Origin of the sequence: Streptomyces sp. 2-1 (genome assembly GCF_048564895.1) — a bacterium.
Classification (GTDB): Bacteria; Actinomycetota; Actinomycetes; order Streptomycetales; family Streptomycetaceae; genus Streptomyces; species Streptomyces phaeochromogenes.
This window is the reverse complement of sequence record NZ_CP183383.1, coordinates 2,030,709-2,049,743: the sequence shown is the minus strand read 5'-3', so window position 1 is coordinate 2,049,743 and position 19,035 is coordinate 2,030,709. Positions and strand designations below refer to the sequence as shown.

The following is a 19,035-nucleotide window of genomic DNA, read 5'->3' as shown; positions in this document are numbered from 1 at the left end:
CGCCGCATCGGTGAAATCGCCGGTCTTTACGCACCACTTAACTCGCCAGTAACGTGAGAGGTGTGGTGACCTCGGTGAACCCCCCGCCTCTCCCGCAGCATTCGCCACCGCCCCTGATGAACGCCCCGGAACAACCGGGCGGCGCGCCGCGAACGCACCCGCGAACCCCGATGTCCGAAGGCGTCCGGGTCCGGGTGCTGCGTGCCGTGCACGGCGATCCGCGCGCGGCCTCGGAACTCGCCGCCGTCCTCGGCGAGCACCAACTGGCCGGTCTGGAACCGCTTCCGGCCGAGCCCGTCGCCGTGGCCCCCGGCCTGCTGCGGTCCCAGCGGCGCGAGATCAGGACCCTCCCGCCGGACACCCGGCGGCTCCTGCTGATCGCCGCCGCCGACCAATACCCGCTCGCCACCCATGCCTTCCAGCGAGCGGTGACCGCGGCCCGGCTGGACACCGGGCCTCTCGACGAGGCCGAGGCGGCCGGATTCGCCCATCCGACGTCCGCCGGAGTCGTGTTCCGGGACCCCTGGACCCGGATCGCCGCCTACGAGACCGCCTCGGCCCTGGACCGCCGCGAGACCCATCGGCTGCTCGCCCGCGTTCTGCGCGGCGAGGGCGAGGCACCCCGCCGGTCCTGGCATCGCGCCGCCGCCACACTCGGGCCCAGCCGACGGCTCGCGGGGGAGCTGCGCGCATCGGCGCACGAGGCCCGGTCCGCGGGCGAACACGCGCTGGCCTGCGCCCTCCTCGAACGGGCCGCCGTACTGACCCCCGACCCACGGGAACGCCCACGCCTGCTGGCCCGGGCCGCCGCGGACGCCTGGCGCTCCGGCGACGCCGACCGGGCCCGCCGCCTCGCCACCCACGGCGACGTCGACGGGCTGAGCGGACTGCTCGCTCTACGCGCGGGGAACGCCACGGAGTCGTTCGACGCGCTGCTCGCGGAGGCGGTACGCGGCGCGGAGTCGGGGGAGCGGGCACTCGGCGGGGAGCCCGGCAGAGGCGCCGACGGCGACAGCACGGTCGGCGGCGCGCTGATCGAGGGCGCGGGCGGCATTCGAGTCGTACGCCCCGCCGTGCCGGCCGCTCCCGACGTTGCCGCGCACCTGGTGGCACGTGCCACCGAAGCCGCCGTCTACACCGGTGACCTGCGCCGATGTCTGGAGGCCGCGGCCGTCGCCGACCGCTACGGGATCGTGTCACCCGGCACGCTCGGGGGACTGGCCGCCGCGTTCGAAGGCCGGTACGAGGACGCCCGCGACCTCCTGAAGGCAGCCGCCGGGCGCTGCGGACCCGGCGGCGACCCCACCTCGCTGATCCACTCCTCGATCGCCGCTCTGATGCTCGGCGACCACACCCTCGCCGCCTCCGCGGCCGTACGCGCCGCCGCCTCCGCCCGCGCCAGGGGCGAGTCCATGACCGTCCCGCAGGCCATGGAGTTCCGGGCGTACGCCGAGTTCTGGACGGGCCGCCCACGGGCCGCGGGCGCCGCCACCCTGGACGCCCTGCGTCAGGCGTACGCCACCGGGCAGGACAACGGGGCCTGCCATCTCCAGGCCGCCCTCGCCATGTTCGCCGCCGTCACCGGCGACGAGGACGTCTGCCGGGCCCGCGCCGAGGCGGCCCGTACCTACGCCCTGGCGCGCGGTCTCGGCCTCGCCGCAGCCCTCGCCCTGTGGGCGCTCGCCTTCCTCGACCTCAGCTCCGGCCGCTACGCGGCGTCCGCGTCCAGGCTGCGCGCCCTCGCCGGATTCGGCCCGGGGCACGGACACCGGGCCGTACGCCATCTCGCCACCCCGCACTACGTGGAAGCCGCCGTCCGCACCGGCGACACCCGCGTCGCACGGGCCGCCCACGCCGACTACGACCGCTGGGCGAGCGCCGTCCGCAGCCCCGACGACCTTGCCCTCAGCGCCCGTTGCCGGGCCCTGCTGGCCACCGGGCCCGAGGCCGTCGAGCACTATCGGACCGCCCTCGATCTGCATGCCGGCGGTACCCGCGACTTCGAACGCGCCCGTACGGAGCTGCTGTTCGGCGGCGCGCTACGACGGCAGCGCAACCGTACGGAGGCGCGTGACCGGCTGCACAGCGCGCTCGAAGCGTTCCTGCACTTCGGTGCGCCGCAGTGTGCCGCGCAGGCCCGGGGAGAACTCCGTGCCTTGGGTGAACCCGCCCAACCGCCGGGCGGGGCACGCGACTTGGCCGCTCTGCTCACCGCTCAGCAGCTGACGGTGGCCCGGATGGCCGCCGACGGAGCGACCAATCGGGAGATCGCGTCCCGACTGGTGCTCAGCCCGCGCACGATCGATCACCATCTGCGGGGGGTGTTCAACCGGCTCGGTATTCGGTCGCGGATCGAGTTGGTGAGGCTGTTGGCGTCGGAGGAGTGAGATTCACGGAACGCTCCCCTTACGGGGCGGTCCACGTTCCACCCAGCCGTGGTGCGAGCCAACTGCCCGCCGTGGTACGGAACTCGGCGACGGGGAGGCGGCCCGAACCCTCGGGAACCGCACCCAGCAGTGGCGTCTCTGCGACCACCGGCAGATCCGCGAGGTTGCAACGCGAGGCGAGATCCGGCTCGTTCGGCCAGCTGCCGAGTACGACACCGAGCAGGTCGAGTCGTCGGGCCCGTAGTTCACGGGCCGTCAGCTCTGTTGTGTTGAGCGTGCCGAGTCCCGCGGAGGCGACCACCAGGACGGGTGCTTCCAGCAGACGCGCCACGTCCGCGAGCGTGCCGCCCTCGTCGTCGAACCGTACGAGGAGGCCGCCCGCCCCCTCTACCAGGACGAGGTCGTGCTCGGCGGCCAACTTGCCTGCCGCCTCGGCTACTTCAGCCGGGCGCACCGGCGGGAGACCGGATCGCCGGGCCGCCGTGGCGGGAGCCAACGGCTCGGGATAGCGGGCGAGTTCGACGGACGTCACCGCGCCCGCGAGCCGGGCCACCTCGTCGGCGTCCCCGCGCTCACCCGGCAGCACACCGGTCTGCGCGGGCTTGAGCACGGCCACGGACCGACCGGCCGCGAGAGCCGCCGCGGCGACGGCCGCGGTCGTCACGGTCTTGCCGACCTCCGTGCCCGTCCCCGTGATCACCAGTACCGAAGACATGTCAGCCCTCCTGAGCGGCCGCGCACACCGCGGCCGTGATCCGTGCCAGATCCGCGTCCCCGGTGACGTACGGCGGCATCGTGTAGACGAGGTCGCGGAACGGGCGCAGCCATACGCCCTCGCGGACCGCGGCCCGGGTCGCCGCCGCCATGTCGATCTCGTGGTCGAGCTGCACGACCCCGATGGCACCGAGCACGCGTACGTCCCGGACCCCGGGCAGTTCCGCCGCCGGAGCCAGCCCTTCCCGCAGCCCGGTCTCGATGCGCTTGACCTCGGTCTGCCAGTCCTGGCCGAGGAGCAGGTCGATCGAGGCGCAGGCCACGGCGGCGGCGAGCGGGTTGCCCATGAAGGTCGGGCCGTGGGCGAGCACCGGCACCTCGCCCCGCGAGATCCCGTCGGCGACCCGCGCGGTGCAGAGCGTGGCCGCCATCGTCAGATAGCCGCCGGTCAACGCCTTGCCGACGCACATCACATCCGGCGTCACCGCCGCGTGCTCGGCCGCGAACAGGGCGCCCGTACGGCCGAAGCCCGTCGCGATCTCGTCGAACACGAGCAGCACGTCGTGCGCGTCGCACGCCTCGCGCAGCACCCGCAGATACGCGGGGGAGTGGAACCGCATCCCGCCCGCGCCCTGCACCACCGGCTCCACGATCACCGCGGCCAGCTCGTCCGCGTGCCGCTCGATCAGCTCGCGCAGATGCTCCGCGTACGACTCCTCGTACGCGACCGGCGGCGGGTCCGCGAACACCTGGCGCTGGAGCACGCCCTGCCACAGCTCGTGCATCCCGCCCTCGGGGTCGCACACGGACATGGGCTGCCAGGTGTCGCCGTGGTACCCGCCGCGCCAGGTCAGCAGGCGCTGTTTGCCCGGGCGGCCGAGAGAACGCCAGTGCTGGAGGCACATCTTGACCGCGACCTCGACCGACACCGAGCCGGAGTCGGCCAGGAAGACGTGCTCGAGCCCTTCGGGCGACATGTCGACAAGACGCTTCGCCAGCCGTACGGCGGGCTCGTGCGTGAGCCCGCCGAACATCACGTGGCTCATCCGGCCGAGCTGGTCGCGGGCCGCCTCGTTGAGCGCGGGGTGGTTGTAGCCGTGGATCGCCGACCACCAGGACGACATGCCGTCGATCAGCTCGGTGCCCGTACCGGCCAGGCGCAACCGCACCCCGCTCGCCGACTCCACGACCAGCGGTTCCTGCCGGCCCGGCATCGGCCCGTACGGGTGCCAGACGTGCCGCCGGTCGAGCTCCAGCAGCTCGGGCACGGAGAGGCCGGATCCGGAGAGGCCGGACACGTGCGGGTCAGGCATTGGGCGCGAGGTCCGTTCCGGCACCCCGGCGGCGTACCGCGACCAGGTCCGTACGCGCGTCGGAGGCGCGGGCCGTCTCGGGGACCCGTGCCGCCGCGGGGGCCTGCTCGTCGGCGGCCGAGCCGCAGGGGCCGCAGCCGCCGCCCTCGTGGGAGCCGCATCCGGCGTCCGCGTGCGAGCCGCATCCGGCCTCGGCGTGGGAATCGCAGCCGCCGCCCGTGCCGGCGGTGACCCGGTGCTCCGGAAGGGTCACTTGGCCCGCGCCCTCCACCTCGAACCCGGCGTCCGCGATCATCTCCAGGTCGGCCTTGCCGGCCTGGCCCTCGGTGGTCAGATAGTCACCGAGGAAGATCGAGTTGGCCAGGTGCAGGGCGAGGGGCTGCATCGTGCGCAGATGGACCTCGCGACCGCCCGCGATCCGCACCTCGACGTCCGGGCAGACGAACCGGACCATCGCGAGGATCCGCAGGCAGCGCTGCGGGGTGAGGTTCCACTCCTTGGCGAGCGGTGTGCCCTCGACCGGGATCAGGAAGTTGACCGGCACCGAGTCCGGGTCGAGCGCGCGCAGCGAGTAGACGACGTCGACGAGGTCCTCGTCGCTCTCGCCCATGCCCGCGATCAGCCCCGAGCAGGCGGACAGGCCCGCGGCGTGCGCCTTCTGGACCGTGTCGACGCGGTCGGCGTACGTGTGGGTGGTCGTGATGTCCCCGTACGTCGACTCGGACGTGTTGAGGTTGTGGTTGTAGGCGTCCGCGCCCGCCTCGCGCAGCCGCTCGGCCTGGCCGTCGGAGAGGAGCCCGAGGCAGGCGCACACCTCGACGCCCTCGTTCTGGTCCTTGATCGCCTTGATGGTGTCCGAGACCCGGTCGACGTCACGGTCGGTGGGACCGCGTCCGCTCGCCACCAGGCAGACCCGCTTCGCGCCGCCCGCGAGCCCGGCCGCCGCGGCCTCGGAGGCCTGGTCGGGTTTCAGCCACGTGTACTTCAGGATCCCGGCCTTCGAGCCGAGCCGCTGCGAGCAGTACGAGCAGTCCTCCGGGCACAGGCCTGACTTCAGGTTGACCAGGTAGTTGAGTTTCACCCGTCGGCCGAACCACTGCCGGCGCACCTTGCCGGCCGCGGTCACCACATCGAGGAGTTCGTCGTCGGAGGTCGCCAGTACGGCCAGCGCCTCTTCGCGGGTCGGCAGCTCTCGCCGAAGCCCCTTGTCCACCAGCGTGTTCAGCAGGTCCATGAGGTCCGATCCTGGCCTATCCGACCGCGCCGGGCCAAGGAGGGACCGGACAACAGAGGCCGTTCGACGTGTGGGTATTGCCACATCATGGGCGGCTGGTGGTCCGGCTAGGGTCTGTGCGTTGCCTACAAAAGGCAGGTGGGGACGGCCCAGGCGAAATGTCATGTGTTGGCGCCCCATGGAACACCCTCACCTCATGGCCCGGAGGACATATGTCGGGATCGCCTTTCGAGTGGATCGACGAGCAGGCGCGGGCGCGCCACCGGGCCGGACTCGTCCGCACCCTGCGCCCCCGCCCCGCCGACTCCCCGCTCCTCGATCTCGCGGGCAACGACTATCTGGGCCTGGCGAGGCATCCCGAGGTCACCGAGGCGGCCGCGAGCGCCGCGCGGACCTGGGGCGCCGGAGCGACCGGCTCCCGGCTCGTCAGCGGCTCGACGGAGCTGCACGCGGAACTCGAACGCGAGCTGGCCGAATTCTGCGGGTTCGAGTCCGCGCTGGTCTTCTCGTCGGGGTACGCGGCCAACCTCGCCGCCGTCACCGCGCTGGCCCCGCACGGCTCCCTCGTCGTCTCCGACGCGGGCAACCACGCCTCGCTGATCGACGGCTGCCGTCTCGCGCGCGGCACCACCCAGGTCGTCGCGCACGCCGACCCCGACGCCGTGCGCAAGGCGCTGGGCACGCACGCCGGAGTGGCCGTCGTCGTCTCCGACACGGTCTTCTCGGTCGACGGCGACGCGGCCCCGCTCAGCGGACTCGCCGCCGCCTGCCGGGAGTACGGCGCCGCCCTGCTCGTGGACGACGCGCACGGTCTCGGCGTACTCGGCGAAGGCGGTCGCGGCGCTCCGCACGCGGTGGGTCTCGCGGGCGCGCCGGACGTGGTCACCACCGTCACGCTGTCGAAGTCGCTCGGCAGCCAGGGCGGCGCCGTCCTCGGACCGGCCCACGTCATCGACCATCTGGTCAACGCGGCCCGTACCTTCATCTTCGACACCGGTCTGGCCCCCGCGGCGGCGGGTGCGGCCCTCGCGGCCCTGCGGCTGCTGCGCAGGGAACCGGAACGGGCCACGCGCGCGCGTGCCGTGGCGACCACCCTGCACGAACGGCTGACGGCCGAGGGCCTCGAAGCCGTACGACCGGACGCCGCCGTCGTCTCCGTGCGGGCACCCTCCCCGGAGCGGGCCGTGCGCTGGGCCGCGGACTGCCGCGAGGCCGGTCTCGCCGTCGGCTGCTTCCGTCCCCCGTCGGTGCCCGACGGCATCTCACGGCTGCGGCTCACCGCCCGCGCGGACCTCACCGACGGGCAACTCGACCGTGCCGTACGCCTGATCATCGAAGCGCGGCGATAAAACCCTCCCAGGCGGCGGGGGCGAAGAGCAGGGCGGGTCCCGACGTGTTCTTCGAGTCGCGCACCGCGAGCAGTCCGGCCCACGGTCCGGAGGCCGGACGGGCCGTCTCGACGCAGTTGTTCATTCCCGTGCTGCGGCTGCTGCGCTGCCACCGCACACCGTGCAGACGGGTGCTCGAAGGTAGGGGCCGAGGCAGGGCGGGCATGGTGCCTCCTTATGCGCCGTGAGCTACACCGGCGATGAAATCCAACGTTTCCTCGGGCGAAAGGGCGTGGACCTGAAGGGAGTCGAAGGCCTCGCTGTAGGCCTGAAGGTCTTCTTTCCGTTCGAGATAGAGGCTACTCGTCAAGTGGTCTAGAACAACCACATCCAGATCAGATCTGCTCGGAAACGAAAAAATAACAAAGGGCCCGGTGACGCCGACATGAGCTCCAACTCCGAACGGCAGCACCTGAATCCGCACGTGAGGGAGTTGCGCGGCCTCTGCGAGGTGCTCCAACTGCCGTGCCATGACCGCCGGTCCGCCGACCGTCCGTCGTAGGGCCGCCTCGTCGAGAACCGCACTCAGTTGGAGCGGTGGATTCGAACGCAGCACGTGCTGGCGGGCGAGACGCACCTCCACCAGCGCGTCGACCTTGTCGTCCGGCGCCCCGTCCACGGCCGCCAGGGTCACTTCACGCGCGTACTCCGGTGTCTGCAGAAGCCCCGGCACGACGGAGTTCTCCAGCGTGCGCATCACGCTGGCCTGCGACTCCAGGCTGATGAAGTCGCTGTAGGTGGACGGCAGAAGACCCCGGTAGGCGTGCCACCAGTGGTGGCGGCCGTTGTCGTCGGAGCCCGCCAGCACCACGAGCAACTCGCGCAGCTCCGCGTCCCGGACCTCGTAGGCGTCGAGGAGCAGCTCCACGTCCGTCGGCTTCACCCCGCTGCGGCCGGTCTCGATCCGGCTCACCTTCGACTGGTGCCAGCCCACGAGCCGGGCCGCCTCGCCGCTCTTGAGGCCCGCACGGGCACGCAGGGTACGCAGTTCGGCGCCGAGTTTCCGGCGGCGCACAGCGGGACCGTACTGCATGGCCGTCTCCTTCCGACCGTCGCGCCGGCGCTATATCGTCCGGCGTCACGCCGACCGTAGAGGACAAACCGGCCCCCCGCCCAAATACGGTCGGCCGTCGCAGAGTTCACCGCTTCGAGCGACAGATATATGCATATCTCGGTGGATCGGCACCGTGAACGCCGAGGTAGTGGCACTCTGGCGCAAGCACCAGTCCGGGACCGTACTCGAAGTCATCCGCTTCGTGTCGGACTCCGGTCCCGTGGGAAAGGGACGACCTCGCCATGGCAGACCACCAGGAAGCATCCGTCACTCTGCCGAGCGATCCCGCCTCGGTCTACGCCGCCCGCACCTATGTCATGAACGTGCTGGCCGAATGGGGACTTCCATCCGACACGGAGGCGGCCGACACGGTCCGGCTCATCGTCTCGGAGCTCGCCACCAACGCCGTACAGCACACGTTCGGGCAGTCGCCCACCTTCACGGTGGACATCGAACTCGACCGCGACGAACAACTGCGTATCGGCGTGACCGACAGTCACCCGCGCTTCCCGAAACGTTTGCCCGCCGCCGTCCAGCAGGACAACGGCCGCGGCATGGTGATCGTCCGCTGGCTGACGGTCGAGTGCGGCGGCAAGCTGACGGTCCGGCCCACCAGAGAGGGCGGCAAGACGGTCTCGATCATGCTGCCCTGGACGGCGCCGGTGCAGCCTGTGAGAGCGGACTGAGCGCCGTGCCCGGGCCATCGAGGTCGCTGCCGCGCTCGTCCTGCTCGGCGTCGGGCTCGTCCCGGCACCGTTGGCGGCGTGAAGGGGCCCGCTAGTCCTTGTCGGCGGAACCCTGCATCAGGTGGGGGAGGAGCGCCCAGAGCCCCGCGCAGACGACCAGGGTGGTCGCGCCGGCCGCGATGCCGCCCGCCCGGCCCGTCGCCACGTCCACGACGAGCATGACCGAACCGGAGAGGGCGAGCGCGAGCACGCCGAGCCCGATCTGGGCCAGATGCGAGGAGGCGTTCACGACCTGCGGCTTGGCGCCCTGCTGGAAAAGCCGGCGATGCAGCGCGGCCGGGGCGGTGAAGAGGGCGGCGGCCAGTACGGACAGCAGCAGCGTGACGACGTACGTGGCCCGCTGGAACGAGTCCAGGGAGGGGAAGCGCGCGGTGAACGCGAGGGTGAGCAGGAAGGCGAAGAGGATCTGCACCCCGGTCTGCGTGACCCGCAGTTCCTGGAGCAGTTCGTTGAAGTTGCGGTCGGCGCGCTCGAGCCGGGTCTCGTCGCGTTCCTCGTGGTGATGCGGTTCGCCCATGGGTGAAGGAGTAACCACTCAGCCGCGAAAATCACGCTCCGGGCCACGAGAGAGGGCCGCGGCGATCACCGCGGCCCCCTCCCGGGCGGGTCACCTGACCCGGCCGTACCAGACGCTCTTCGTCCAGATCTTCTGGAGCTTCACCACTTCCCCGGTCTTCGGGGAGTGCCAGATCCGTCCCTTCCCGGCGTAGATGCCGACGTGGTAGACGTTCCGGCCCGAGTGGAAGAAGACCAGGTCCCCCTGCTTGCGGTTCGAAGCGGAGACATGGTTCGTCTTGTTGTACTGCGCGGCGGCCGTACGCGGCAGGGACTTGCCCGCCTTCTTGAACGAGTAGAGCGTGAGGCCGGAGCAGTCGAAGCGCTTGGGCCCCACGGCTCCGTACTTGTACGGGGAGCCCTTCTTGGAGGCCGCTACCTGGAGTGCCTTCGTCGCGGGTGTGGCCGCTTCCGCGCCGGAGGTGAATCCGGGGGCCACTATGCCACCGCCTACAGCGGCGATGGTGAGAGCCGATGCGGTACCGGCCCTGCTGAACAGCGACGGGACACGATTGAGCGCAGTCATGCGCAACCCTTCGTCAGCCGCCTGTGAAGGATGACCTGTCGGATTCGGGCTGGCGAAGTTGCCCGGCCGCTGACGCGGCTTCACCCCAAGGGCTGCTCGGCCCGGTCATGGCGTGACCGTTCCGGCGACCCGTCGTGCTTGGGTCCTCCACTCCTGCCGATCCACTTCTGTCGACCGGTCATCCGTGCGGCGGCAGGACTCGGCGTCCGCCCGGATCGCCCCGCCGCTTGTGGCGGGGGCTTGTCGTCGGAAGGGATCTTGACGCACGGATGTCCCAAAAGCCGAGCGGAATCGGCGATTTGTGGGCTTACTCACCACTCACCCGTTCGGGTGGACAGCCATTCCAACGGGAGGGCGTCCAGGGGGTCGACGACCCTCGTACCAGCACCGGAACGTCTAATTCCGTACGGAGACTACGCGTGTTGCGCAGTTCCCACGGGCCTGTAAAAGCAGCTCTGGCTACGCTGTTCGGTGGTACGCCTTTCGGGCCGTTTGAACCCTGACCCGGACGTCTCGTCAGATGCCTGCGTGACGCCGGGTCCGTGGCGGTACGTCAGCTGTCGGAGCGCGGCGGTAGCGCGATCCGGCCCGCTCGGCGCTCACCGTCGAGGACGCGCAGCGCCCGCGCCAGGGTCGGCGCGTGCACCTCGTGCTCCCCGCGCTGATGCATCAGGGCCAGCGCGTCACGCAGCGCGGCAGCCTTGCCGACCAGGGCCTGGGCGGCGCGCAGCCCCCGGTAGGTGTCCCCGGAATGGGCCGGGTTGATCCGGCCGAGCAGGTCCACCACTTCAAGGTAACGGTCGATCAGCTCGGCCTCGGCGCGGGTCAGGGCCGGCAGCGGCGGCAACTCGGGTGGGAGCATCGGGCCGCTCACCTCGCGCCGGGTGCGCTCTGGGTGGACTTCCGGCTTGCGACGATCCGGTCGATCAGTCCGTACTCCAGCGCCGCCCGCGCGTCCAGGATCTTGTCCCGCTCGATGTCGGCACCGATCCGCTCTCGGCTCTGGCTCGTGTGCAGGGCGAGCATCTCCTCCAACTGCCCACGGGTACGCATCAACTCGTCGGCCTGAATGGCCAGGTCGGACGCCTGTCCCTGGACGGGCTCGGAGAACGACGGCTGGTGGATCAGCACGCGGGCGCCCGGCAGCGCGTACCGCTTGCCCGGTGTGCCGGCCGCGAGCAGCACCGCCGCGGCCGACGCCGCCTGCCCCAGGCAGATGGTCTCCACCTCGCAGCTGACGAACTGCATCGTGTCGTAGACGGCCGTCATCGCGCTGAACGAGCCGCCGGGTGAATTGATGTAGAGCGAGATGTCCCTGTCGGGCGCCTGGTACTCGAGGTGCATGAACTGCGCCATCACGTCGTTCGCCGATACGTCGTCGATCGGCGTCCCGAGGAACACGATCCGCTCCTCCAGCAGCTTCGAGTACGGGTCCATGGTCCGGCTTCCCGAACTGGTGCGTTCGGTGAACTCGGGCAGGACATAGCGGGCGGACGGTCGGGTCATGACACACGCTCCTCCGGGAGAGGTCCTGTAAAAAATGTACAGGACGTACATGACGTTATGATGGGGAGCATGGCCTACGAGATTCCGGTGACGCAAGCCAGGGCTGAGCTCGCCGACCTGATCAACCGGGTGGTGTACGGCGGGGAGCGCGTCGTCGTGACGCGGCACGGGAAGCCGCTCGTCGCTCTCGTGTCCGCGGCTGACCTGGAGCGACTCGAGAAACTCGACGCGGCGATCGAGGCGGGGGTGGAGTCGCCGGTGATCAGTGCGGTGTCGAGTGTTCGGGAGGTGGGTTCCGCTCCGCGCGAACGGCAGCGGTTCGGGATTGCTGCGGAGCATCGAGGGCCCGGGGCGCCCTAGGCCGGGTTGGGGGTGGGTGGTTGCGGATCTCTGCCGGGTGCGGATGGGTGGGGGGATTGCGCAGTTCCCCGCGCCCCTGAGTAAGACGGGGTGGGCGGGGTTCGCAGGGTTGAGCAGGTCGGCGCGCGACGTCTCGTACCCCTTGAATGCGTAAGACCGTGCACCCCTGTCCGCTACTTCAGGGGTGCACGGTCGGCTTTGTGGGGTCAGTTCGCCGGGGCGGGCTCGTGTTCGGTGAGGGTCGGTCCCTTGGCTTCCTTGCGGCCCTTGAGTGCGCTGCCGAGGAGGATCGCGCCGAGTCCCAGAGCGGCCCACCAGGCCAGGGTGAGGGCCGGGCCGGATGCGGCGGCTCCGTCGAAGAACGAGATCGAGCGGAGCAGGGAGACGCCGGCGCCCGGCGGCAGCCACTGGCCGATCGTCCCGACCGGGTCCGGCAGCATCTCGGGTGCCGTGGCGGCGCCGGAGAACGGGTTGCCGAGCAGCATCACGAGGAGCCCGCCCAGTCCGATGCCAGCAGGGCCCAGCAGGGCCGCGAGGCCCGCGACGGCGGCGCCGACCGCCAGTGTGGCCAGGCCCAGGGCGCCCGCCTGGGCCCACCAGTTCCCCGTCAGGGCGCCGAGCCAGCTGCCGGCGAGAGTGGCCGCCACCAGGCCGACGAGCGCCGACGCGCCGACCAGGGCGGCGATCGCGCGCCGCCCGCGCAGCCCGAGCAGGGTCACGACGGCTCCCGCGGCGATGCCCGCCAGCGTCAGCGGCAGCACGCTCGACGTCAGGGCCGAGCCGCGAGGGTCGTCCTTCGCTGCCGGTACGACGTCGACGGTACGCACCTGTGCGCCGCCTGCCTGCTGGGTGACCGACTGCTGGAGCAGCTGGGCCACGAACGGGCTCGCGGCCGAGGCGGTCAGCAGCTTCGGCCCCTGCTCGGTGACGACGACCGCGCCGTATACGGTCCGGTCCTCGATGGCGTCCCGGGCGGCGGCCTCGTCGGCGTAGCGGTGGATCTCGAAGGCGCCCTCGTGTTCTTCGAGCTGCTTCTGGACCTGGGTGACCGCTGTCGCGGGGCCCGCCACGCCGAGCGGCAGATCGCGCGGCGCGGTTCGGGCCGCGGGCCAGGCGAACGCCCACAGGGCCAGGGCCACCAGCACGGGCACCAGTACGACGACGGCGACGACATGGCGGCCGTGCGACGACGAGGTCGGCTGCTGCGGCGACTGTGACGGCTGTGACGACTGCGGTGAGCGTGGTGACGCGGTCCCGGTGTGCGTAGCGGATGTGGCGGACATGATCTCTTCCCTTGGTGTGTGGGTGTGGGGGAGCGGCCGAGTGAGCGGTTCCCGCTAAAAAGAAGGATCGTTCGTTTTGCTTGCTCCGTCACTGTCCTGCGAGTGCCGCGACTTGTCAAGAAGGAATGTTCGTTTTATGTTTCGGTCATGGCTCGTGTATCCCAGGCACACCTCGACGCCCGCCGCCGCCAGATCCTCGACGGCGCGGCCCGCTGCTTCGCCCGCAACGGGTTCCATGCCGCGTCGATGCAGGACGTACTGAAGGAGGTGGACCTCTCGGCGGGCGCGGTCTACCGCTACTTCAGCGGCAAGGACGAGCTGATCGCGGCCATCGTCACCGAGGTTCTCGGAGGTATTCGCGAGGCCTTCGAGGAGGCCGCCCGGCAGACTCCGCCCCCACCGCCCGACGTCCTCGTGGGTCGTGTCATGACCCAGGTGCTCGGCCTCGGGGGTGAGGTGAAGCACGGGCTGACATGGGACGGGGAGGCGTCGTTCCCCCGGCTGATGATCCAGGTCTGGACGGAGACGCTCCGTGACAGCGAGCTGTCACAGGTGCTGCGTACGGGCTTCGTCACCGTGCGCGCGGCCTGGGTGAAGGTCGTCGAGGGCTATCAGGAGGCCGGGGTGATGCGCGCGGACATCCCCGCCGACCATGTCGCCAGGACCATGATCGCCACCGCTCAGGGGTTCGCCGCCCAGCAGGCGCTCTTCGGCTCGGCGCCCGTCGAGGTGATCCAGGACGGTCTGCGGGGGTTGATGAGTATGGAGTCGCCGCGCTGACGGCGACCGGTCCGAGCCCGCGGCGCAGGCCGACGTTCCTGTCGGCCGGTCGGCTCGTTCTCCGTGATCCCCGTGCGAATCCCCGCGCGGCGGTTAACGTCCCTGAAATCCCGCGCAACTAGCCTGCACCACCATGTCACCAGGGGTTTTCGCAGCCCGGGACGCGCAGAGTCGCGCATTCCGGCCGCGTACCGCAGTCGCGTACTGCATCCGAATCCTTCGTGGTGGCTGCGGCAGCCGGACCCCGCACGGTCCGGAGCGAGGACTGTGAGGTGGACGCCGTGCAACTGACGCCGCACGAGCAGGAGAGGCTGCTCATCCATGTGGCCGCCGATGTGGCCGAGAAGCGCCGGGCCCGGGGGCTGAAGCTCAACCACCCCGAGGCCGTCGCCTTGATCACCTCGCACATCCTCGAAGGGGCCCGGGACGGCCGTACCGTCGCCGAACTCATGGCCTCCGGGCGGAAGATCCTCACCCGTGAGGACGTCATGGAGGGCATCCCCGAGATGATCCACGACGTCCAGGTGGAGGCCACCTTCCCGGACGGCACCAAGCTCGTCACCGTCCACGACCCGATCGTCTGACGGGGGAGCGGCAGCCATGATTCCCGGAGAGATCCTGTTCGCCGACGGACCCGTCGCCTTCAACGAAGGCCTTGAGGTCACCCGGCTCACCGTCCTCAACGCCGCCGACCGGCCCGTCCAGGTCGGCTCCCACTACCACTTCGCCGAGGCCAACCCCGGACTGGACTTCGACCGCGCCGCAGCGCGCGGCAAGCGCCTCAACGTCGCCGCCGGCACCGCCGTGCGCTTCGAGCCCGGGATCCCCGTCGACGTCGAACTCGTCCCGCTGACCGGCGCCCGTGTCGTGCCCGGCCTGCGCGGCGAGACCGGAGGTGCCCTCGATGCCTGAGATCTCCCGTGCCGCGTACGCCGACCTGTTCGGCCCCACCACCGGTGACCGCATCCGGCTCGCCGACACCGACCTGCTGATCGAGATCGAGGAGGACCGCTCCGGCGGTCCCGGACGCGCCGGTGACGAGGCCGTGTTCGGCGGTGGCAAGGTCATCCGCGAATCGATGGGCCAGTCGCGTGCTACGCGCGCAGACGGCACCCCGGACACCGTCATCACGGGTGCGGTGATCATCGACCACTGGGGGATCATCAAGGCCGACGTCGGCATCCGCGACGGCCGGATCACCGGCATCGGCAAGGCGGGCAACCCGGACACCATGGACGGGGTGCACCCGGACCTGGTGATCGGCCCGGAGACCGAGATCATCGCGGGCAACGGGCGGATCCTGACCGCCGGGGCGATCGACGCCCATGTGCACCTGATCTGTCCGCAGATCGCCGACGAGGCACTGGCCTCCGGGGTCACGACGCTCATCGGCGGCGGCACCGGTCCGGCCGAGGGCTCCAAGGCGACCACCGTCACGCCCGGCCCCTGGCACCTGGCCCGGATGCTGGAGGCGATGGAGGAGTACCCGCTCAACTTCGGGCTCCTCGGCAAGGGCAACACCGTCTCGCAGGAGGCGATGCTCTCCCAGCTGCGCGGCGGGGCGCTCGGCCTCAAGCTGCACGAGGACTGGGGCTCCACGCCCGCCGTCATCGACGCGGCGCTCACGGTGGCGGACCAGACGGGTGCGCAGATCGCCATCCACACGGACACCCTCAACGAGGCCGGGTTCGTGGCCGACACGCTCGCCGCGATCGCGGGGCGCACCATCCACGCGTACCACACGGAGGGTGCCGGCGGCGGGCACGCGCCGGACATCATGACCGTGGTCTCCGAGGGGCACGTGCTGCCCAGCTCGACCAACCCGACCCGGCCCTACACCGTCAACACCGCCGAGGAACACCTCGACATGCTGATGGTCTGCCACCACCTCAACGCCGCCGTGCCCGAGGACCTCGCCTTCGCCGAGTCCCGGATCCGGCCCACCACCATCGGGGCCGAGGACATCCTCCACGACCTCGGCGCGATCTCGATCATCTCCTCCGACGCGCAGGCCATGGGGCGCGTGGGCGAGGTCATCATGCGGACCTGGCAGACGGCCCACGTCATGAAGCGGCGGCGGGGTGCGCTGCCCGGGGACGGACGCGCGGACAACCGTCGTGTACGTCGATATGTCGCCAAGTACACGATCAACCCGGCCCTCGCCCAGGGGCTCGCCCGCGAGGTCGGCTCCGTCGAGACCGGGAAGCTCGCCGACCTCGTGCTGTGGGAGCCCGCGTTCTTCGGCGTCAAGCCGCATCTCGTCGTCAAGGGCGGGCAGATCGCGTACGCGCAGATGGGCGACGCCAACGCGTCCATTCCCACGCCGCAGCCGATTCTGCCCCGGCCGATGTTCGGGGCGATCGGGCGGGCGCCCGCCTCCAACTCCTTCAACTTCGTCGCACCGATCGCGATCGAGGACGGGCTGCCGGAGCGGCTCGGGCTCGGCAAGCGGTTCGTGTCGATCGAGTCGACGCGGGGGGTGACCAAGGCGGACATGCGGGAGAACGACGCGCGGCCACGGGTGCAGGTCGATCCCGACAGCTTCGCCGTCACGATCGACGGGGAGCTGGTGGAGGCCACGCCGGCTGCCGAACTGCCCATGGCTCAGCGGTATTTCTTGTTCTGACCTTCCGGCCTTTTGGCCTTCTGGCTTCGTCTTCGATTCTGACTTCGACTTCGACGTCAACTTCGACTCTGCGTTCTGAGGCTCGTCATGTCACGTGCTGCGTTGCTTGTGCTGGCCGACGGCCGGTTTCCCGCCGGGGGGCATGCCCACTCCGGTGGGGCCGAGGCGGCGGTCAAGGCCGGGCGGATCACCGGTGCCGGGAGTCTGGAGGAGTTCTGCCGGGGGCGGTTGCACACGGCGGGGCTGGTGTCGGCCTCGCTCGCCGCTGCCGCCGCCCTCGGGCTCGATCCGGTGGAACTGGACGGTGCCGCGGATGCGCGTACGCCGTCCCTCGCCCTGCGGGTCGCCGCCCGGAAGCTCGGGCGGCAGTTGATGCGGGCCGCTCGGGCGACGTGGCCGTCCGCCGAACTCGACGCGCTGGCGCGGGAGTTCCCCAAGGGCGCCCATCAGCCGGTCGTTCTCGGGCTGGCCGCCCGGGCCGCGGGGCTCGGGGCGGAGGATGCCGCGTACTGCGCTGTGTACGAGAGTGTCAGTGGGCCGGCGAGTGCGACCGTGCGGTTGCTGAGTCTTGATCCGTTCGATGCGACCGGGGTGTTGGCTCGGTTGGCTCCCGAGCTTGATCTGGTGGCGGGGCAGGCGAGTGTGGCGGCGCGGGGTGCGTTGGAGTGTGGGGTCGGGGTGTTGCCTGCGGGATCCGCGCCGGTGTTGGAGATCAGTGCGGAGGTGCATGCTGCTTGGGCCGTGCGGTTGTTTGCCTCGTAGGTTTTTTCGCCCCCGCCGCCCCTACCCTCCCCCACTCTCGGCTTCGCTCGAGCGGGGGGACCCCCATCGTCCCTTTCTGGGGGCTGCGCCCCCAGGCCCCCGCTATCGGCCTGAACGGCCTCGTCCTCAAACGCCGGACGGGCTGAATGTGCCGGCCCGGGCTCAGAGAGTTCCCCAATAGCAGAAACAGAGAGTTCCCCCAGCAGCAGAAATGGAGCCGCCACCATGCACCTCGATCACCTTCACACCCATGACGGCCCCCCGGCCGCAAGCGCCGACGCCCACCGGCCCGACGGGCGGCGGCGGGCGCTGCGGATCGGGCTCGGGGGGCCCGTCGGGTCCGGGAAGACCGCCACCGTGGCGGCGCTCTGTCGGGTTCTGCGGGATGAGCTGGCGTTGGCGGTTGTCACCAATGACATCTATACGCGTGAGGATGCCGAGTTCCTGTTGCGGGAGGCTGTGTTGCCGCCCGAGCGGATCACTGCCGTGGAGACCGGGGCCTGCCCGCACACGGCGATTCGGGACGACATCTCCGCGAATCTCGAAGCCGTCGAGGATCTGGAGGACGAGGTCGGGCCCCTGGATCTCGTTCTTGTCGAGTCGGGGGGTGACAACCTCACCGCCACCTTCAGCAAAGGGCTTGTTGATGCTCAGATCTTTGTGATTGATGTGGCCGGTGGGGACGATATTCCTCGTAAGGGTGGGCCCGGGGTTACTACCGCCGACCTGCTCGTCGTCAACAAGACCGACCTCGCTCCGTACGTCGGTTCCGACCTCGGGCGGATGGCCGCCGACGCAAAGGCGCAGCGGGCCGAACTGCCGGTCGTGTTCCAGTCGTTGCGGGGCGAGGACGGGGTGAAGGACGTCGCCGCCTGGGTGCGGGTGCAGCTCGCCGCGTGGACGGCATGACCGCCGGAGACGCAGGCGTGGCCGGGGTGCGTGCCCTCGCGCGGATCGGGGCGCGGGCCGACGGGCGGGGCGGTACTGCCCTGCCCACGCTGGAGGGGCAGGGGCCGCTCGCCCTGCGCCGCACGCGGGCCAGTGGTTCCGAGGCGCGGGTCATGCTGGTCGGTGCGATGAGCGGGCCGCTGGGCGGTGACCACTTCACCGTCGAGGCGGAGGTCGGTGACGGTGCGCGGCTGCATGTCGGGTCGGCCGCCGCCACCATCGCGCTGCCGGGGCAGGCCAAGGGCGAGGCGCGCTACGACGTACGGCTCACCGTGGCCGACGGTGGTGAACTGCGCTGGCTGCCCGAGCAGTTGATCTCCGCGAACGGCAGCGAGCTGTGCGTGAGTACGTGTGTGGACCTTGCGGCCGGTGCGCGGCTGGTGCTGCGCGAGGAGCAGGTGCTCGGGCGGGCCAACGAGGAGCCCGGGCGGCTTGCCAGTCGGCTCACCGTGCGGCTCGACGGGCGTCCGCTGTTCGACCAGGAGCTCTCCTGCGGGCCCGGGGCGCCGGGTGGATGGGACGGTCCCGCCGTGCTCGCCGGGCATCGGGCGCTCGGGCAACTCATCGTCGTACGACCGGAGTTCGTGCGGAAACCGGTCGAGGCGCGGTTGCTGGGGGAGTACGCCGTGCTCACTCCGCTCGCCGGTCCCGGGGCGCTTGTGACCGCGCTCGCGCCCGACGCGCTGCGTCTGCGGCGCATCCTCGACGAGGCACTCGGCGTACTCGCCTGAAACAAACCGCACCGCTCAACGGGCAGTGATGTTCCGGTTATCGGATTGGCAAAGAAGCCACTTCACCCCTGTTCTCAGGGACCTCACAGCCGGAAGGATCCCCCTACTGACCACAACGACAG

Annotated in this window: 21 protein-coding genes and 1 riboswitch; of the genes, 11 read left to right on the top strand and 10 right to left on the bottom strand. The window is 70.9% G+C overall.

From position 1 onward, the window contains the following. Positions 1-170 precede the first annotated feature (170 nt). Positions 171-2,387, top strand: a complete 2,217-nt coding sequence (locus tag ACN20J_RS09010) for a LuxR C-terminal-related transcriptional regulator (RefSeq protein ID WP_419665661.1) — start codon at positions 171-173, stop codon at positions 2,385-2,387. 19 nt (positions 2,388-2,406) lie between these two features. Here the strand turns inward: ACN20J_RS09010 and bioD are convergent, their stop codons facing one another. From bioD to bioB, 3 genes are read right to left on the bottom strand one after another with little or no spacing between them, the layout of a single operon-like run. Beyond that, the gene (gene bioD, locus ACN20J_RS09005; RefSeq protein ID WP_189843842.1) at positions 2,407-3,102 is read right to left on the bottom strand and encodes a dethiobiotin synthase; all 696 of its coding nucleotides are present in this window, start codon (positions 3,100-3,102) and stop codon (positions 2,407-2,409) included. Between the two features lies 1 nt (position 3,103). Beyond that, on the bottom strand, positions 3,104-4,414 hold the full coding sequence (locus ACN20J_RS09000) for an adenosylmethionine--8-amino-7-oxononanoate transaminase (protein ID WP_189843841.1): 1,311 nt from the start codon (positions 4,412-4,414) through the stop codon (positions 3,104-3,106). Further along, positions 4,407-5,648, bottom strand: a complete 1,242-nt coding sequence (bioB, locus tag ACN20J_RS08995) for a biotin synthase BioB (RefSeq protein ID WP_189843840.1) — start codon at positions 5,646-5,648, stop codon at positions 4,407-4,409. The genes ACN20J_RS09000 and bioB overlap by 8 nt, the downstream gene beginning before the upstream one ends. A 212-nt stretch (positions 5,649-5,860) precedes the next feature. On the opposite strand from bioB, the gene ACN20J_RS08990 reads away from it, so the two are divergent. Continuing rightward, positions 5,861-6,997: an 8-amino-7-oxononanoate synthase gene (locus ACN20J_RS08990; RefSeq protein WP_189843839.1), complete on the top strand. Its 1,137-nt coding sequence runs from the start codon at positions 5,861-5,863 to the stop codon at positions 6,995-6,997. Here the strand turns inward: ACN20J_RS08990 and ACN20J_RS08985 are convergent. After that, positions 6,978-7,202 carry a DUF397 domain-containing protein gene (locus ACN20J_RS08985; RefSeq protein ID WP_189843838.1) on the bottom strand — a complete coding sequence of 75 codons (225 nt, stop codon included), beginning with the start codon at positions 7,200-7,202 and terminating at the stop codon, positions 6,978-6,980. The genes ACN20J_RS08990 and ACN20J_RS08985 overlap by 20 nt on opposite strands. Before the next feature lie 9 nt (positions 7,203-7,211). After that, entirely contained in the window at positions 7,212-8,069 is an 858-nt protein-coding gene (locus ACN20J_RS08980; RefSeq protein ID WP_189843837.1) for a helix-turn-helix domain-containing protein, read from the bottom strand. 263 nt (positions 8,070-8,332) lie between these two features. On the opposite strand from ACN20J_RS08980, the gene ACN20J_RS08975 reads away from it, so the two are divergent. Next, the gene (locus ACN20J_RS08975) at positions 8,333-8,776 is read left to right on the top strand and encodes an ATP-binding protein (RefSeq protein ID WP_189843836.1); all 444 of its coding nucleotides are present in this window, start codon (positions 8,333-8,335) and stop codon (positions 8,774-8,776) included. A gap of 91 nt (positions 8,777-8,867) precedes the next feature. Here the strand turns inward: ACN20J_RS08975 and ACN20J_RS08970 are convergent, their stop codons facing one another. From ACN20J_RS08970 to ACN20J_RS08955, 4 genes are all read right to left on the bottom strand, one after another. After that, complete coding sequence (locus ACN20J_RS08970) at positions 8,868-9,353, bottom strand: DUF6328 family protein (protein WP_189843835.1); 486 nt, start codon at positions 9,351-9,353, stop codon at positions 8,868-8,870. 90 nt (positions 9,354-9,443) lie between these two features. Beyond that, positions 9,444-9,917, bottom strand: coding sequence for a C40 family peptidase (locus ACN20J_RS08965; protein ID WP_143643028.1), 474 nt, complete (start codon positions 9,915-9,917; stop codon positions 9,444-9,446). Between the two features lie 3 nt (positions 9,918-9,920). Beyond that, positions 9,921-10,132, bottom strand: a riboswitch (cyclic di-AMP (ydaO/yuaA leader). 338 nt (positions 10,133-10,470) lie between these two features. Next, the gene (locus tag ACN20J_RS08960; RefSeq protein ID WP_189843834.1) at positions 10,471-10,779 is read right to left on the bottom strand and encodes a hypothetical protein; all 309 of its coding nucleotides are present in this window, start codon (positions 10,777-10,779) and stop codon (positions 10,471-10,473) included. A gap of 8 nt (positions 10,780-10,787) precedes the next feature. Next, on the bottom strand, positions 10,788-11,423 hold the full coding sequence (locus ACN20J_RS08955; RefSeq protein ID WP_189843833.1) for an ATP-dependent Clp protease proteolytic subunit: 636 nt from the start codon (positions 11,421-11,423) through the stop codon (positions 10,788-10,790). 69 nt (positions 11,424-11,492) lie between these two features. Here ACN20J_RS08955 and ACN20J_RS08950 point away from each other — a divergent pair, with 69 nt between their 5' ends. Continuing rightward, on the top strand, positions 11,493-11,783 hold the full coding sequence (locus ACN20J_RS08950; RefSeq protein WP_189843832.1) for a type II toxin-antitoxin system Phd/YefM family antitoxin: 291 nt from the start codon (positions 11,493-11,495) through the stop codon (positions 11,781-11,783). Positions 11,784-11,989: 206 nt separating this feature from the next. On the opposite strand, the gene ACN20J_RS08945 is transcribed toward ACN20J_RS08950, so the two are convergent. Further along, positions 11,990-13,066: an ABC transporter permease gene (locus ACN20J_RS08945; RefSeq protein WP_419665660.1), complete on the bottom strand. Its 1,077-nt coding sequence runs from the start codon at positions 13,064-13,066 to the stop codon at positions 11,990-11,992. A gap of 147 nt (positions 13,067-13,213) precedes the next feature. Here ACN20J_RS08945 and ACN20J_RS08940 point away from each other — a divergent pair, with 147 nt between their 5' ends. The 7 genes from ACN20J_RS08940 (at position 13,214) to ACN20J_RS08910 (ending at position 18,913) form a co-directional block, all read left to right on the top strand. Then, positions 13,214-13,846, top strand: a complete 633-nt coding sequence (locus tag ACN20J_RS08940) for a TetR/AcrR family transcriptional regulator (RefSeq protein WP_189843831.1) — start codon at positions 13,214-13,216, stop codon at positions 13,844-13,846. A gap of 281 nt (positions 13,847-14,127) precedes the next feature. After that, entirely contained in the window at positions 14,128-14,430 is a 303-nt protein-coding gene (locus tag ACN20J_RS08935; protein ID WP_055614092.1) for an urease subunit gamma, read from the top strand. Positions 14,431-14,446: 16 nt separating this feature from the next. Then, positions 14,447-14,758, top strand: coding sequence for an urease subunit beta (locus tag ACN20J_RS08930; protein WP_143642976.1), 312 nt, complete (start codon positions 14,447-14,449; stop codon positions 14,756-14,758). Beyond that, positions 14,751-16,472 carry an urease subunit alpha gene (locus ACN20J_RS08925; RefSeq protein ID WP_419665659.1) on the top strand — a complete coding sequence of 574 codons (1,722 nt, stop codon included), beginning with the start codon at positions 14,751-14,753 and terminating at the stop codon, positions 16,470-16,472. Before ACN20J_RS08930 ends, ACN20J_RS08925 begins: the two co-directional genes overlap by 8 nt. Positions 16,473-16,559: 87 nt before the next feature. Next, complete coding sequence (locus ACN20J_RS08920) at positions 16,560-17,234, top strand: urease accessory protein UreF (protein WP_361992229.1); 675 nt, start codon at positions 16,560-16,562, stop codon at positions 17,232-17,234. 225 nt (positions 17,235-17,459) lie between these two features. Beyond that, a complete protein-coding gene (gene ureG, locus ACN20J_RS08915; protein WP_189843827.1) occupies positions 17,460-18,143 on the top strand; it encodes an urease accessory protein UreG in 684 nt (227 codons plus the stop codon). After that, positions 18,140-18,913 carry an urease accessory protein UreD gene (locus ACN20J_RS08910; protein WP_419665658.1) on the top strand — a complete coding sequence of 258 codons (774 nt, stop codon included), beginning with the start codon at positions 18,140-18,142 and terminating at the stop codon, positions 18,911-18,913. Before ureG ends, ACN20J_RS08910 begins: the two co-directional genes overlap by 4 nt. Positions 18,914-19,035: the final 122 nt, after the last annotated feature.

Excerpts from the sequence above, each read along its gene's own strand:
- ACN20J_RS08910 (WP_419665658.1), top strand. The coding sequence starts at position 18,140 with ATGACCGCCGGAGACGCAGGCGTGGCCGGGGTGCGTGCCCTCGCGCGG.
- ACN20J_RS08955 (WP_189843833.1), bottom strand. The coding sequence starts at position 11,423 with ATGACCCGACCGTCCGCCCGCTATGTCCTGCCCGAGTTCACCGAACGC.
- ACN20J_RS08940 (WP_189843831.1), top strand. The coding sequence starts at position 13,214 with ATGGCTCGTGTATCCCAGGCACACCTCGACGCCCGCCGCCGCCAGATC.
- bioD (WP_189843842.1), bottom strand. The coding sequence starts at position 3,102 with ATGTCTTCGGTACTGGTGATCACGGGGACGGGCACGGAGGTCGGCAAG.
- ACN20J_RS08975 (WP_189843836.1), top strand. The coding sequence starts at position 8,333 with ATGGCAGACCACCAGGAAGCATCCGTCACTCTGCCGAGCGATCCCGCC.
- ACN20J_RS08970 (WP_189843835.1), bottom strand. The coding sequence starts at position 9,353 with ATGGGCGAACCGCATCACCACGAGGAACGCGACGAGACCCGGCTCGAG.
- ACN20J_RS08960 (WP_189843834.1), bottom strand. The coding sequence starts at position 10,779 with ATGCTCCCACCCGAGTTGCCGCCGCTGCCGGCCCTGACCCGCGCCGAG.
- ACN20J_RS08965 (WP_143643028.1), bottom strand. The coding sequence starts at position 9,917 with ATGACTGCGCTCAATCGTGTCCCGTCGCTGTTCAGCAGGGCCGGTACC.
- ACN20J_RS09010 (WP_419665661.1), top strand. The coding sequence starts at position 171 with ATGTCCGAAGGCGTCCGGGTCCGGGTGCTGCGTGCCGTGCACGGCGAT.
- ACN20J_RS08925 (WP_419665659.1), top strand. The coding sequence starts at position 14,751 with ATGCCTGAGATCTCCCGTGCCGCGTACGCCGACCTGTTCGGCCCCACC.
- ACN20J_RS08990 (WP_189843839.1), top strand. The coding sequence starts at position 5,861 with ATGTCGGGATCGCCTTTCGAGTGGATCGACGAGCAGGCGCGGGCGCGC.
- ACN20J_RS08985 (WP_189843838.1), bottom strand. The coding sequence starts at position 7,202 with ATGCCCGCCCTGCCTCGGCCCCTACCTTCGAGCACCCGTCTGCACGGT.
- ACN20J_RS08945 (WP_419665660.1), bottom strand. The coding sequence starts at position 13,066 with ATGTCCGCCACATCCGCTACGCACACCGGGACCGCGTCACCACGCTCA.
- ureG (WP_189843827.1), top strand. The coding sequence starts at position 17,460 with ATGCACCTCGATCACCTTCACACCCATGACGGCCCCCCGGCCGCAAGC.
- ACN20J_RS09000 (WP_189843841.1), bottom strand. The coding sequence starts at position 4,414 with ATGCCTGACCCGCACGTGTCCGGCCTCTCCGGATCCGGCCTCTCCGTG.
- ACN20J_RS08930 (WP_143642976.1), top strand. The coding sequence starts at position 14,447 with ATGATTCCCGGAGAGATCCTGTTCGCCGACGGACCCGTCGCCTTCAAC.
- ACN20J_RS08920 (WP_361992229.1), top strand. The coding sequence starts at position 16,560 with ATGTCACGTGCTGCGTTGCTTGTGCTGGCCGACGGCCGGTTTCCCGCC.
- bioB (WP_189843840.1), bottom strand. The coding sequence starts at position 5,648 with ATGGACCTGCTGAACACGCTGGTGGACAAGGGGCTTCGGCGAGAGCTG.
- ACN20J_RS08950 (WP_189843832.1), top strand. The coding sequence starts at position 11,493 with ATGGCCTACGAGATTCCGGTGACGCAAGCCAGGGCTGAGCTCGCCGAC.
- ACN20J_RS08980 (WP_189843837.1), bottom strand. The coding sequence starts at position 8,069 with ATGCAGTACGGTCCCGCTGTGCGCCGCCGGAAACTCGGCGCCGAACTG.